Annotated in this window: 8 protein-coding genes and 1 tRNA gene; 6 read left to right on the forward strand and 3 right to left on the reverse strand. The window is 70.2% G+C overall.

The genetic code is table 11. The annotated features are described in order from the left end of the window. Positions 1-6 precede the first annotated feature (6 nt). From H6693_03535 to H6693_03550, 4 genes are all read left to right on the forward strand, one after another. Positions 7-1431, forward strand: a complete 1425-nt coding sequence (locus H6693_03535; GenBank protein MCB9515242.1) for a nodulation protein NfeD — start codon at positions 7-9, stop codon at positions 1429-1431. Positions 1432-1439: 8 nt separating this feature from the next. Continuing rightward, complete coding sequence (floA, locus tag H6693_03540; GenBank protein ID MCB9515243.1) at positions 1440-2453, forward strand: flotillin-like protein FloA; 1014 nt, start codon at positions 1440-1442, stop codon at positions 2451-2453. Between the two features lie 3 nt (positions 2454-2456). Then, positions 2457-3077 (forward strand): hypothetical protein, encoded by a 621-nt coding sequence (locus H6693_03545; GenBank protein MCB9515244.1) that lies wholly within the window; start codon positions 2457-2459, stop codon positions 3075-3077. 46 nt (positions 3078-3123) lie between these two features. Beyond that, positions 3124-3207 (forward strand) — tRNA-Leu (locus H6693_03550). 15 nt (positions 3208-3222) lie between these two features. Here the strand turns inward: H6693_03550 and H6693_03555 are convergent. After that, positions 3223-4974 carry a hypothetical protein gene (locus tag H6693_03555; GenBank protein ID MCB9515245.1) on the reverse strand — a complete coding sequence of 584 codons (1752 nt, stop codon included), beginning with the start codon at positions 4972-4974 and terminating at the stop codon, positions 3223-3225. A gap of 80 nt (positions 4975-5054) precedes the next feature. Next, positions 5055-6203 (reverse strand): class I SAM-dependent RNA methyltransferase, encoded by a 1149-nt coding sequence (locus H6693_03560; GenBank protein MCB9515246.1) that lies wholly within the window; start codon positions 6201-6203, stop codon positions 5055-5057. Positions 6204-6303: 100 nt separating this feature from the next. Here H6693_03560 and H6693_03565 point away from each other — a divergent pair, with 100 nt between their 5' ends. Beyond that, on the forward strand, positions 6304-6873 hold the full coding sequence (locus H6693_03565) for a phosphatase PAP2 family protein (GenBank protein ID MCB9515247.1): 570 nt from the start codon (positions 6304-6306) through the stop codon (positions 6871-6873). Here H6693_03565 and H6693_03570 read toward each other — a convergent pair. Beyond that, positions 6857-7750, reverse strand: coding sequence for a hypothetical protein (locus H6693_03570; protein MCB9515248.1), 894 nt, complete (start codon positions 7748-7750; stop codon positions 6857-6859). The two genes, H6693_03565 and H6693_03570, sit on opposite strands and share 17 nt — an antisense overlap. Before the next feature lie 410 nt (positions 7751-8160). On the opposite strand from H6693_03570, the gene H6693_03575 reads away from it, so the two are divergent. After that, positions 8161-14883 carry a hypothetical protein gene (locus H6693_03575; GenBank protein MCB9515249.1) on the forward strand — a complete coding sequence of 2241 codons (6723 nt, stop codon included), beginning with the start codon at positions 8161-8163 and terminating at the stop codon, positions 14881-14883. Positions 14884-14897 lie beyond the last annotated feature (14 nt).

The following is a 14897-nucleotide window of genomic DNA, read 5'->3' on the forward strand; positions in this document are numbered from 1 at the left end:
ACCCGCGTGCAACTGGGTTTCGGGGGCCTCCTGCGCCGCGCGGGACTCCCTCTGCTCACCCTGGCCCTGCTCACCCTGCCGGCCGGCCCTACCCCCGCCGACGCGCCGGCCACGCCGCCGGGCTACGGCGCCACGCGGGTGACCGAGATCCCCATCACCGGCACCATCGAGATGGGCCTCGCCCCCTTCGTGGAGCGGGCCATCGCGCAGGCCGAGCGCGAGGGCGCCGACGCCGTCCTGCTGCGGGTGGACACCTTCGGCGGCCGCATCGACGCCGCCGTGCGCATCCGCGACGCCATCCTCGACTGCCAGGTGCCCACCATCGCCTGGGTCTCCGGCCGCGCGATCAGCGCCGGCGCCCTGATCAGCCTCGCCGCCAAGACCCTGGTGATGAACGAGGGCGCCTCCATCGGCGCTGCCGAGCCCATCCACATCACCCCGGGCGGCGAGAGCGAGCCCACGGGCGAGAAGACCGTCTCCTACATGCGCGGCGAGATGCGCGCCACCGCCGAGGCCACCGGCCGCGACGCGCGCGTGGCCGAGGCCATGGTCGACGCGGACATCGCGATCGACGGCGTCGTCGCCACCGGCAAGCTGCTCACCCTCACCGGCCACGAGGCGCTGGATCTCGGCGTGGCCGACAAGCTCGTCACCGGTCGCGGCGAGCTGCTGCGCTACATGGACTGGGACGAGGGCGACGTGGTCCGCGCCAGCCCCACCTGGTCCGAAGGGCTCGTGCGCTTCCTCACGCACCCGATCATGGCCGGGCTGCTGCTCTCCATCGGCGGCCTCGCGCTCCTGCTCGAGCTGCGCACGCCGGGGCTCGGGATCCCCGGGCTCATCGGCGTGATCTGCCTGGCCCTCTACTTCGGCAGCCACTACCTCGTGAACCTGGCCGGCAACGTGGAACTGCTGCTCTTCCTGGGCGGCCTGCTGCTCATCGTGCTGGAGATCTTCGTCATCCCGGGCTTCGGCGCGGCGGGGATCGCGGGCATCGTGATGCTGGTGGCCGGCCTGCTGCTCAGCCGCGTGGCGCCCCACGGCGGCATGGCGGACATCCGCGGCGCGCTGCTGCTGCTCATCGCCTCCTTCTTCGTCACGCTGATCCTCTTCCTCAGCCTGCTGAAGTACCTTCCGCAAGCCCGCTGGATGGGCGGGATCGTGCTGGAGACGCGACAGGATCACGCGGTGGGCTTCCACGCCGACCAGCACGAGGGCGAGCCGCTCGTGGGCAAGATCGGCCACTGCCTCAGCGATTTGCGGCCCGCAGGCGCGATCGAGCTCGAAGGGCGGCGGCTGGACGTGGTGACGACGGGCGACTACGTGGACCGGGGGTCGCGCGTCAAGGTGATCAAGATCAGCGGCAACCGCGTCGTGGTGGAGCCGCTGGAATCCGGTGAGGCCGAGGGCTCGCCCTCTCAACTGACCTAAGGAGCGACATGCTGTTCCTGCCCGCGATCGCGACGGAGATCCTCCTCTTCCTCGTGGTCCTTCTGATCATCGTAATGCTGGTGCTCTTCACCTACTTCATCCCGGTGGGGCTGTGGATCACCGCCTTCTTCAGCGGCGTGCGGGTGAACCTCTTCACCCTGGTGGGCATGCGGCTCAGGAAGGTGAGTCCGCCGGCGATCATCCGACCGCTCATCGCGGCCACCAAGGCGGGTCTCGTGCTCAATATCAACGAGCTCGAGAGCCACTATCTGGCGGGCGGCAACGTCACCCTGGTGGTGAACGCGCTGATCAGCGCCGACAAGGCGAACATCGAACTGGGCTGGAAGCGTGCGACGGCCATCGACCTCGCCGGCCGCAACGTGCTCGAGGCCGTGCAGGTGAGCGTGAATCCCAAGGTCATCACCACGCCCAACGTGGCGGCCATGGCCAAGGACGGCATCCAGCTCATCGCCACGGCCCGCGTCACGGTGCGCGCGAACATCGACCGCCTCGTGGGCGGCGCCGGCGAGGAGACGATCCTCGCGCGCGTGGGCGAGGGCATCGTCTCCACCATCGGTTCCAGCGTGAACCACAAGGCCGTGCTGGAGAACCCCGACAAGATCTCGAAGACGGTGCTGGCCAAGGGCCTCGACTCGGGCACGGCCTTCGAGATCCTCTCCATCGACATCGCGGACGTGGACGTCGGCAAGAACATCGGCGCCCAGCTGCAGACGGACCAGGCCGAGGCCGACAAGCGCATCGCCCAGGCCAAGGCCGAGGAGCGCCGCGCCATGGCCGTGGCCGCGGAGCAGGAGATGGTCGCTCGCGTGCAGGAGATGCGCGCCCGCGTGGTCGAGGCCGAGGCCGAGGTGCCCAGGGCCATGGCCGAGGCCTTCCGCACCGGCAACCTGGGCATCATGGACTACTACCGCATGAAGAACATCCAGAGCGACACGGCCATGCGCGACTCGATTTCGCGTGAGGACAAGCCGGGCGGCGGCAAGAACACCCCGGAGGGTTAGGCCGTGGAGCAGTTACTCATCCTGCTGCTGTTTCTGGCGCTGCCACGAATCATCAAGGCCGTGGCCAAGCAGGGGCAGACGGACAAGAAGGCGAAGGCCCCGGCGCGGCAACGGCCGCGTCGGGCGCCCGCGCCCACGCCGGTCACGGACGAGAGCCCCGCCGACGAGGTACAGCTCCCCCCCTGGCTCGAGTCGCTGGCCGAGCGTCTGGGCGCCGCGGAGAACAAGCCCAAGGCTCCCGCGGCGCCGCAGCCGAAACCCTTCGGCGAGCCGGATCCCGAGGCGCCGCCCCCCTGGCACGACGTGGCCCACGAGGCCCGCTTCGAGGGCCAGGGCGGCACGAACTACGAGGCCGCGCACCCCGCGCCCACGATCACGTCGAGGCCGGTGACGCCGGGTCCGGAGTGGCAGCGCGCCACCGACGCCCTGCGCCGCGTCGCGGCGAAGCGTCGGCAACAGGCCGCCGCCCCGGCGGCGCCCATGTCCAGCGAGCAGCGTGGACCGCGACCGGTCACGGCCATGCCGCGGGGACGTCAGGGCTGGCGACGCGCGATCGTGATGGCGGAGGTGCTCGGCGCGCCGCGCGCCTTGCGGCCCTACGAAGGGCCGGACTCGACCCGCTAGCGCCGGCAGTTGACAGGCCCCCGCGGCCTGCTATTCTGCAGCCGCCGCCGGAGTGGTGAAATCGGTAGACGCAGGGGACTCAAAATCCCCCGCCCGCGAGGGCATGTCGGTTCGAGCCCGACCTCCGGCACCTCGGTCTCTCGCGTCAGCGGGTCAGGGTGAGCTTCCGCTCCAGACGAATCCCCTCGCCCTCGACACGGCACAGGTAGACGCCGGACGGCAGCAGCGTGCCCGATGCGCTCCTGCCGTCCCACAGCACCGCGTGCTCGCCCTGGCTCCACGCCGACGGCGATGCCTCCCACAGCCGACGTCCCGAGACATCGTAGATCGCGACCGTCGCCGCGCCCGCCCGCGGGAGCGCGAAGCGGATTTCGGTGCTGCTTCGGAACGGATTCGGGCTGCTCTGGATCGCGGCCGCCGTCCAGCCATCGCCGCCGGAAGCCACCGCGGTGCTCACGTCGACGTCCGTGTAGCCCTCCGCGTTGCCGTTGGAATCGCGCGTGTCGGTCCAGTACGCGCGCACGCCGAGCGAGGTCGAGACCAGGCCGTTGTAGTCGCCGATGAAGCCGCCGCCGAAGCCGCCGTTCGCCGCGTCGGACTCCTCGTCGCTCAGGCGACGGTTCGTCTCGAAGGACAGGCCGCCGTCACGGGAGCGGGCGTGATAGGTATGGTAGCGTGACGAGTTCGGGCTATGGCGGCGGTCGAAGAAGACGACGTCGATGTTCCCGGCGGGATCGACCGCCATCCACGGAAACCACTGGAACGCGGCGTTGTCGTCGTCGCTGACCCGGATGGCGGGCGACCAGGTCGCCGCCCCGTCGAGCGAGCGGCTGAACAGGATGTCCGGGCCGGCGCCGCCCGCGGACTCGTCCGCCCAGGCCGCGTAGACGTGTGGCTGCGGCGCTCCCGGCGGCTGGAAGGTGGCGAGCGTCGGAAAGCTGTTCACGCGGAACCCCGCGCCGGGCAGCGGACTGGGGATCGGGTCGATGTTGGCGATGACCACGTCCGTCCCCCAGGTCAGTCCACCGTCCGTGGACCTGTCCACGACGATGAGCGCGCCGTTCTTCCACGCCACGAAGATCTCCCCGCCCGCGCCCACCACCGGCACCGAGCCCTGGACGCCGGGCTCGTCGCTGATCACCACCGGCGTCGAGAAGCTCGCGCCGCCGTCGGTCGAGCGCGCGAAGAAGATCTCGACATCGCCGCTGACGGGAAAGCGCGTCCAGGTGACGTAGACGTTGCCGTCGTGGGGGCCGCCCGTGTTGTCCACCGCGATGTATTCCTTGTCCTCGAAGTCCTCGCTACCCGTCCCCGAGTGATCGATGATGACGCCGAGCTGCGGCCAGGTCACGCCCCCGTCGACGCTCCTGGCCACGGCCAGCCGGTTGCGGTCGTCCGAGCGGCTGAAGTCGATGAACGCGTAGTAGAAGACGCCGTCACGGTAGGCGGCGATCGCGGGATCGCCCTGCGCGTCGTACTTCCCCAGGCTGGGGTCGAGCGCGGCCAGGGTGCTGGCCGTCCAGCTCTCGCCGCCGTCGAAGCTGTAGGCGACGCCGACGTCGGAGTCGCCGTTGCGGTAGTCGTTGCAGCCCGCGACGAGATTGCCGGGATGCGAGGGATCCGCGGCGATCGCCGTTTCGTTCTGCTGCTGCGCGTTCTCGGTCACGTTGACGTCGCCCGTGCGCAGGCCCTGCGTTCGGGTGCCGACCGCCGTGGGCGGCCCGACCTCGACGACCCCCGATCGCCGGGGAGCGACGTCCTCCGCGGCCGAGGCCACGGAAACGGCGGACAGGGCCAGCAGGAGGATCGAGAGCCAGAGCACCGGGCGGCGCGCGGCCCGACCGGCGCTGGGGCTTTCCTGCAGGGAAGAGCGGCAAAGAATGGCCGAGAATGTCATGGTTCACCTCGCGCGGAAACGGGGACCACGATTATAAGCGCCGCTGAAGCCCCGCGGCAACGCCCCGCTCGCACCGGCCCCTAGCCGTAGAGCGGCACTTCCACCAGCCGGCACTCGAGGGGCCCGTTGTAGAGCGGGATGCGCTGCTTCGGCCGCAGGCCGAGCTTCTTCACCAGCCCGGTGTCTCCGCAGAGGATCCAGGCCGTCGAGCCCTGGCAGCGGCGCTTGAGCCAGTTGCCGAGCTCCGTGTAGAGCGCCTCCACCTGTCGGCGGTCCCCCAGCCGGCGTCCGTAGGGCGGATTGGTGACGATCGTCGCGCCCTCCAGCGCCGGGCCCTCGCGGAAGTCGCGCACGCTGAGCGCCACCGGCGGCGGCCCCGGCAGCTTCGCCAGGTTCTTGCGCGCCACCTTCACCGCCTCGCGGTCGATGTCCCCGCCCATGAGCAGTCCCGGCGCGATCGCCCGCTGCGCGGCGTCCTGTTCGCGGCGCACCTGCTTCCAGACGGCGGCGTCGAAGTCGGGCAGCACCGCGGCGCTGGCGCCCTTGGCCTGCCGCCGCCAGCCCGCCGGCACGCGGCCGGCGACCAGCGCGGCCTCGGCGAGCAGGGTGCCCGAGCCGCAGAAGGGATCGACGAGCGGCGTCTCGCCCCGCCAGCCGCTGAGGCGCAGGATCGCGGCCGCCAGGGTCTCCTGCAGCGGCGCCTCGCGGGCGTCGACGCGGTAGCCCCGCCGGTGCAGCGAGCCGCCGGAGACGTCCACGCTGATGATCGCGCGGTTCCGATGGATCGACAGGTTGAGCCAGAGATCGGCCTCGCGGCGGTCCACGCTGGGCCGCTCGCCCCGGGCTTCGCGGAAGTGGTCGGCGATGGCGTCCTTCAGGCGCTGGGCCGCGAAGCGCGAGTGGTGCAGGTTGCTGTCGCTGGCGTTCGCGTCGATGACGAAGGTCCGCGTGGGATCGAGGAGGCGGTCCCAGTCCAGCTGGCGGGCGGTGCGGTAGAGATAGCGGTCGGAGTGGCACTCGAAGGTGATCAGCGGCGCCAGGACGTGGTTCACCAGCCGCGACGCGTAGTTGATGCGGTAGAGCGCGGCCGGCTCCGCCTCGAAGTAGACGCCGCGATAGGCGGGACGCGCGTCGCTCGCCCCCAGCTCCCGCAGCTCCTCGGCCGCCAGGGGCTCGAGGGCGTGGGCGCACTGCGCGAAGTAACGTCCATAGCGCTCGTACTCGAACATGCCGCCACTCTATGGCCTGCGGCCGCGGCCGTCCAGCGCGGGCGAAGACGCCGACGCGAAATCCCTGGCCGAACGGAAGGCCCTCCACTAGGCTGCGCGCATGCACTGGCTCGCCTCACTCGACCGCAGCCTCATGCTGGGGCTGAACGCCCACCCCTGGCCGCACTGGCTGGACGCCTTCTTCGTCTTCATCACCGAGGACGAGCCGGTGCGCATCCCCCTGCTCGCCCTCTGGCTCTTCCTGCTGCTGGCCTGCGGCCCGCGCTGGCGGCGTCGCGCGCTCTGGCTGCTGCCGCTCATCGCGATCAGCGACAGCACGTCGAGCCAGCTGCTCAAGGAGTTCTTCGCGCGCCCGCGCCCCTGCCACGCGGATCTCCCCGGCCTGCGCGTGCTGGTGGACTGCGGCCCCGGCTTCAGCTTCCCCAGCTCCCACGCGGCCAACATGGGCGCGGCCGGCACCTTCCTGGCCCTCGGCGTGACGCGCTGGCGGCGCGCGCTCGTCCTCGCGCTGCCCGTGCTGGTGGCCTACAGCCGGGTGCACGTGGGCGTGCACTACCCGCTGGACGTCCTCGCCGGCTGGATCTGGGGGATGGGACTCGCGCTGGGCATGGCCTGGCTGGCTGCGCGCTCGCCGCGACTCGCCGTGAAGCCCGCTAGTACAGGGACTTGAGGGCGCTGAAGCTCGTCTCGGCCGTGGCCGTGAGTCCGCAGCCGCCGAAGGCGCCAATGAGCCCGCAGTCGGGGTTGTTCTCCGGCAGGCAGGGCGACTCCGGTTCGAGGCGGCAGTCGGCGTTCTCGAAGCCGCAGTAGCGCGGATCGGCGAAGAAGTTGCCGCCGCCGTCGGTGCCGCAGAAGGTACCGTTGTTGCAGGCGAAGTAGCCGTCCCCGCCGGCCAGACAGGTCACCTCTTCGAGGATGCTGTTCGTCACCTCGACGCGGCAGTCACTGATCACCAGCGAGATGCCTCCGCAGCAGCCGGCGTTGCCCGCCCAGGTGCAGTTCTCCACCACGTGGGCGCGGCCGGTCTGGTCGTCCCCCTGGATGTAGATGGACCCACCCTCGCCGCCCTGCGCGTAGTTCGCGTAGAAGAGGCACTCGCGCAGGGTCAGCAGCGAGCTCGTGGCGTAGATCGCGCCGCCTTCCAGGGCGGCCGCGTTGCTCACGAAGCGCACGCGGTAGACGTCGAGGACCGCGCCCTGCAGCTCCATCCCCGCGCCCTTGTAGCCGAAGCCGTCGCGCAGGGTCAGGTTCTCCACGCGGGCCGGACGGCTGTCGCCCTCCAGCTTGATGAGCGGATGCATGTACGAGCCGCTCAGCACCGTGTCCTCGGGGCGCGGCCCGCCCCCCACGAGGGTGACGCCGCCGCGAAGCACGAGCGAGGTCGCGTAGGTGCCCGGGGCGATCTGGATGACGTCCCCGTCGCTCGCGCCGTCGATGGCCGCCTGGATCGTTCCCACCTCGCCGGGCACCTGGATGAGCGCGGCGCCGGCGACCGCGGGCGAGGCCGCCAGCAGGGTCACAGCGAGAAGATGGGCGGCGCGTCGCATCGATGACTCCACGGTGTCGGGTTCAGGCCCTTGGATGCCGCCGAGGGCGGCAAGGTTTCCAGATCCTCACGGAATAGTTTACGAGTTGCGGGATCGCCTCGCAAGCGGCGTACGCGCGGGCTGACGGCTGGCGATGTGCATCGTGCAAATGGAGACTGACCGGCCCTTGGCCCGAGGCGTCCCCGGACCTTCCCAGCCCGCCGTGAGCTTTCCGACAAGGGTGAGGAACGCCTCTCAACTCCTTACTAACTCGAGACTTTGCCGGTGGCATAACGGTTGCAGTCCGGGTCGCCGTGAACTGGACTCCCGCAGGCACGGCGCCAATGCGGCAGTTCTGGAAGCAGGTGGCAATCCCTCGCAGCGTCTCGCTGCGACGGCCCCCCATAGACTTCGCCGAGTGGAGGCATCTGATGCCGCAGCGTATCCCGGCGCGTAGCACCTTCGGTCTCGGGCTCGCACTGGCCTTCGCCGCCCTGCTTCTGGGCATGGGCGCGACGACCGCCCAGGCCTGGGACTACACCGAGCTGACGGTGATCGACGCCGTCATGGTGGACGGGAACCCCGCCGTCACCCTGGGGCAGGGCTTCAGCGTGCGCGTCCGCACCATGAACGGCGACGGCTCGGTGGACACCAGCGTCAACGCCCTGCTCTTCGAGCTCTACACCACGCACGCCGCCACGCTGCCGCCGGACCGCTACATCGTCAACGGCGAGGTCCAGTTCGACAACGTGGTCTTCAACGCGCCCGGCACCGGGATCCAGCTCGAGGCGCGCGCGGTGGACGACATCACCGCCCCCAAGGGCTACGAGTGGATCAACTGCTACCCCTTCGTTGACCACTTCAACATCAGCCTGCCCTCGGGCGACAAGTGGGTCGGGCAGAACATCCCCATCACGCTGATCGCGGTGGACGAGTTCGGCGTGCCCATCGGCAACTTCGCCGACGACGTCACCCTGGCCGCCCAGATCGGCCACCTGGGCCCCGGACCCACCCAGCTGGTCAGCGGCGGCAGCTTCGATCACGGACAGGCCTCGGTGAACGTGCAGTTCCTCGGCACGGATCCGCTGACCCGCTCGAACGTGGTGACCGCCACCGGCGGTCGCATCTACCCCGGGCAGTCGAGCTATCCCCGCGGCACGGCCGTGGTGACGCCGCTCTGGCCCGCGGCGCTCGACGGCATCGTGCTCGTCCTGCCCGGCGAGACGCTCACGCCTGGCGTGCCTCCGGGCAAGAGCGGCACCCCCACGCATCAGCTCGCGGGCATCCCCTTCGCGGCCACGGTCTACGCCGTCGACGCCTGGTGGAACCCCGTGCTCGAGAGCGACCCGGGCCTGCCCTTCACCCTGAGCTACAGCTGCTCGGACGGCCATCCCCAGGTGCAGCTGCCCCCGGGCGGCGCCATGAGCGGCAACACGCTCAGCGACCAGTACTTCCGGCTCATCACCGCGGCCACGCACAGCGTGAGCGCCACGGCCAGCGGCTCCATCAGCGATGTGAGCAACAGCTACCTCACGGTGGATCCGCAGAACCTCGACCACTTCGAGTTCAACTATGCGATCTGGGACACCCTGGACGTCCAGGTGACGACCCAGCCCTTCAACGTGGAGATCACCGCGCGCGACTTCTACGAGAACCGCTTCCCCTACAACGGCGCGGTCTCGCTGCGCGTGCGCTACGGCGCCGAGGAGAGCGAGGACTACATCCTCAGCAGCACGAGCACCTTCGTGGCGGGCCAGCTCGACACGGACATCCAGGTGACGCGCCGCTTCTTCTCCTGCGCGCTGGTCTGCGACAGCGGCGGCAGCGCCTCGTCCACCAGCGGCAGCTTCCAGGTGAATCCGGGACCGCTGGCCAGCTTCCTGGTCACGCTCCCCGGCCAGACCTACGCCCCCGGCCTCAGCACGCCCGGCTTCAGCGGCAACCTGGGCACGCCCAACCCCACGACGGCGGGACTCACGGTCTCGCCGGTGGTGGTCCGCCCCGTGGACGAGTACTTCAACATGGTGGGCGGCACGCACTTCGTGGGCGCAAGCAGCGGCGACGGCTACTTCCAGCTGCCCGCCTTCGCCGACAACAACTTCACGGTGAGCAACGCCACCAACATCGACGTCATCTACCGCACCTTCGGCTCGCGCACCCTGACCATCACCAGCTCCCAGGGCGTGAGCGGCACCAGCGACGCGATCCAGGTCTCGCCGGCCGCCTACGCGCGCCTGGCCGTGGTGGCGCCGGGCGAGACCCTGGCGCCGGGCATCTTCGACTCCATCGAGGAAGACGGCAAGCTGGGCGACAGCAACCACCAGGACGCGGGCATCGCCTTCCCGGTCACCGTGGTGGCCACCGACGCCTTCTGGAATCCCGTGGGCGAGAGCGATCCGTCGCTGCCCATCAGCCTGCGCTTCACCAGCTCTGACGGCGCCGCGTCGCTGCCCAGTCCCGGGCAGCTACTGTCGGCGTCGTCGGGCAACTTCAACGTGACCCTGCGCACGCTGGCCGACCCGAATTTCCAGACCGTCCACGCCGAGGACATGAACGGCAGCGCCGAGGCCTTCACGGCCGTCCCGCTCCAGGCCGGCGTGATCGATCACTTCACGCTGGGCGTGAACAGCCGCACGAATCCAACGCCCAACGATCCCCTGGACCCGATCCCCGACTTCGTGGCCGGCCAGGTGCTCAGCGACCTGACCATCGTGGCCCGGGACCAGTTCGGCAACCACATCCCCACCTACGGCGGCACGGGCCTGCTCACGGTGAGCCATGGCGACGGCATCCTCGCCCCCATGAGCGTGGACTTCAGCGACGGCGGCACCTGGCCCGGCGCGGAGCTGGGCGTCTGGCGCGGCGGCCTGCAGGTCTTCAAGGCCGGCAGCGACGTGACCCTCACCGTCACCGACGCCGCCTACGCACGCACGGGCGTGAGCAACGCCTTCGACGTGCTGGCCGGCGCCTACAGCGACCTGCTGCTCATCCTGCCCGGCGAGATGCACACGCCGGGCATCGGCAGCGGCAAGGCCGGCGTGCCCTTCCCCGTGGACGCGGGCGAGACCCTCAGCGCCACGCTGCTGGCCGTCGACGCCTTCTTCAACCAGGTGGCGACGCAGCCGTCCGTGCAGCTCAGCAGCACGGGCTACAGCGTGGTGACCACGGCGAACCCCGTGGTCCTGCAGCCGAACGGCAGCGCCAGCTCCGAGCTCTACTTCCGCACCGCTGGCGACCAGGACCTGGCGATCGCGGACGTCACCTGGCCCGACCGCGCGGACACCTCCACGGTGGAGATCGCGCCGGGGCCCTTCACTCGCCTCCAGATCATCGCCCCCGGCGAGACCCCCAACCCCGGCGGCTACGAGTCCGACGGCAAGCTGGGCACCCCGGACCTGCAGACCACCAGTCTGCAGTTCGACATCGAGGTGCGCAGCGTCGACGAGTACTGGAACCAGGTGCCCAACAACGACGAGCACGTTCTGCTCACCAGCAGCGACGGCGCGCTCGACGACATCAACCCGCCCAACCAGGGCCAGAATCTCTCGGGCGGCAGCCTGACGCTTCCGATCTTCCTGATCGCCAGCGGCGCGGTGTCCGTGGAGGTCAACCCGCTGGACAACCTGGACATCCTGCCCCAGGCCGTCACCATCAGCCTGCAGCAGGGCGCGCAGTACCTGATCGCGACGCCCGACAGCGCCCGCGTCGGCCCGCCCCAGACCTTCGGCATGACCGTGAGCCTGGTGGACTCGCTCGGCATGCCCGAGACGGCGGCCAACAACACCGTGGACATCACGGCCTTCAAGAGCAACCTCGACCCGGCCAGCAGCACCCTCTGGGTCGGCCAGGCCACGCTGAGCGCCGGCGTGGTGACGATCCCGGCCCAGGCCTACAACACGGTCGAGGACATCATCATCCGCGTCAGCGATGACGCCGGCCGCCTCGCCTACAGCCAGCCCATCCACATGCTGAGCAACGGCCGTGAGTACCGCATCGCGCTGGGCCAGGGCGCGAACCCCGTGGCGGGTCCGCCGAGCACCTTCCCGATCGCGGTGGAGATGCGCGACGTCGACACCGGCACGCGCATCGACGTGGACCGCGATCTCGACGTGAGCGTCTGGGCCTCGGCCACGGGCGCCCCCGGCCTCGGCATGGTCGGCGTCACGGAGGCCAGCCTCGAGTCCGGCTACGTGCTCTTCAACCAGAGCTACAGCCGGGCGGAGAACGTCTACGTGCACGTGGAGGACGACCAGGGCCTCACGGGCAACAGCGCAATCTTCACCGTGACCGCCGACGGCTACAAGCGCCTCCAGATCCTCGCCCCGGGCGAGGAGGTGCGGCCGGGCGTCGAGGCCTTCGCCGAGACCGGCAAGGAGGGTGTCCCGGACACCCAGCGCAGCCGCATCCCCTTCCCGGTGACCGTCCGCGCGGTGGACCAGTTCTGGAACCTCGTCAGCACCGTGAACGAGGGCGCCATCATGTTCAGCTCCACGGACAACAGCGTGGGGCCGGGCAACCCGCCCGCCATGGGGTCGCCCTACGTGAACGGCCGCCGCACCTTCCAGCTCTACCTGGACGCGCAGGGCACCGTGGATCTGAGCGCCTGGGACGACGACAACACCGCGCCCCCCGGACAGACGGTCTCCATCCCCGTGACGCCGGGCTACGAGTACCAGATCACGCTGTCGAACCCGGCGCCGCAGACCGGCTACCCCGGCTTCCAGATGATCGTCGAGATGATCGATCCGGTCACCGGCGACCCGGCCCCCGACGCCAACCACAGCTTCGGCATCACCGCCCTGAACCCCGACTTCTCGGTGGCGGCAGGCAACCTGGCCATCACCGACGAGACGCTGGCCGCCGGCGTGCGCGTGATCAACGGCCAGCAGTACGACCGCGTGGAGCCGATCATCCTGCGCGTCATGGACGACGTGGGCCGCGTGGGCTACACGGACATCGTGGACATGCAGCCCGGCGGGCTCGTCTACGAGGTCAGCGTACCCGACACGGCCACGGTGGGCGGCCCGACCAGCTTCCCCGTCACCGTGCGCCTGCTCGACCTGGGCACGGGGCTCGTGGTGGCCAGCCAGGACACCACCTTCGCGGTGGACGTCTACTCGGGCCAGACCGGCCAGCTCGGCGCGGGCTCCTGGAGCGTGGGCAGCAACGTGCTGAACGACGGCCGCTGCAGCTTCAACGAGACCTACACCGGCGCCGGGAACATCTACCTGCGCGTGCACGACGAGCGCGGCGTGGTGGGCATCTCCGACACCATCGTGATGCTGCCGGACGGCTACAAGCGCCTGCAGCTCATCGCGCCGGGCGAGACGCCGGTGCCGGGCGTCAGCTCCCAGACCGGCAAGACCGGCAACCCGATCCTGCAGCAGGCCGAGGTGCCCTTCATGGTGCAGGTCCGGGCCACGGACCAGTACTGGAACCTCATCGAGACCTTCAACGCCGGCGCGGTGACCCTGAGCAGCTCCGAGGGCAGCGTGCGCGACGGCAATCCGCCCAACAACGGCGCGCCGCTCATCGGCGGCATCGGCGACTACGCGCTGGTGATCCACAACCAGGGCAGCATCATCGTCTTCGCGCAGGACACGGAGAACCCCGAGGTCCTGGCCCACTCGGTGAACATCCCCGTGGGCGAGGCGCAGTACGAGATCAGCGTGCCCGCGATCGCCCAGGCCGGACCGCCGGCGAGCTGGCCGATGACGATCCGTCTGGTGCGCGACGACGGCACGCTCATCACCGCGGCCAACGACGAGGTCTACCTCACGGCGCTGCTGCCGAACCACGAGACGGCCCTCGACCAGCTCGGCGTGACCAGCGGCGTGCTGGCGGCGGGCGAGCTGTCCATCGGTGGGCAGACCTACGCCACGGTGCAGGACATCGTCATCCGCGTGACGGACGACCAGGGCCGCGAGAGCTTCAGCGACGTGATCCACATGGTGCCCGAGGACGTCACCTATCGCGTGACCACGCCGGTCACCGCCACGGTGGGTCCGCCGGCGTCGTTCACCGTGGACCTGGAGCTCATCGACACCTCCACGGGACAGCGCGTCACCAGCGACGACCGCTCCTTCACGGTGGAGGCCGTGAACCACAACACGGGCGACCTCGGCGCGGGCGTGCTGGCCCTCACGGCCGGCAGCACCCACGCGGGGCTTTGCACGCTGACCGAGTCCTACACGGCCGCCGAGCCCATCTACCTGCGCATCACGGACGAGCAGGGCGTGGTGGTCTTCACCGATCCGATCCAGGTGCACCACGGTCCGCCGCAAAACCTGAGCGTCACCGCCGACCTCAGCACGCTCGAGGTGGGCCAGGCGACGGCGATCACCGCCGCGCTCACCGACCTCTTCGGCAACAACGTGCTCAGCGAGCCCGTGGCCTTCACCCTGCTCAGCGGCGACGGCGTCCTCACGGCCGACTCGGTGCTGACGGGGAACCTGGGCACGGCCAGCAACGTCGTGCGCGTGCCGACGGGCGGGCGCGAGGATCTCGTCGTCCAGGTGTCGGTGCGCGACCTGCCCACGCGCCTCGTGGAGATCGCGGTGATCGGTCCCCCGCTCACCGAGCTGTCCCTGCTGGGCACGAATGCCGAGACCAGCCACGGCGTCATGGTGACGCCGGAGACGCGCTTCGCCCTGAGCAGCTCCAGCGAGATCGGCCTCTACCGCACCTACTGGGGCGTGGACCTGGGGCCGGAGGCGCTGCCGCAGAACCTCTACTTCGAACCGCTGAGCTTCGAGGACCTGGGCATCGGCGCCTACGGGCAGCACACGCTCAGCTACTACGCGGACGACATCAAGGGCAACCGCGAGAACGTGCAGACCTTCACCGTGGTCTTCGGGGCGGATCTCGCCGCCGACCACCCGGTGAGCAACCGGCCCAACCCCTTCCAGGCGGGCCGCGAGGAGACCGTCATCCTCTTCCGCGCCGCCGCCGACGGCACGGCCGTGGTCCGCATCCACGACCACTTCGGCAACCTGGTCTGGACCCACGAGCTGGGCACCCAGAACGGGCAGACCTACCAGGTACCCTGGGACGGCCGCAACGGGCGCGGGGAAATCGTGGGCAACGGCGGCTATCTCTGCACCGTCCGCACCGGCGGCGAACTCCTGCGACGCAAGATCGCGGTGGTCAAGTAGCAGGCGAGGTGAAC

The organism is Candidatus Latescibacterota bacterium, from assembly GCA_020633725.1.
GTDB lineage: Bacteria > Krumholzibacteriota > Krumholzibacteriia > JACNKJ01 > JACNKJ01 > VGXI01.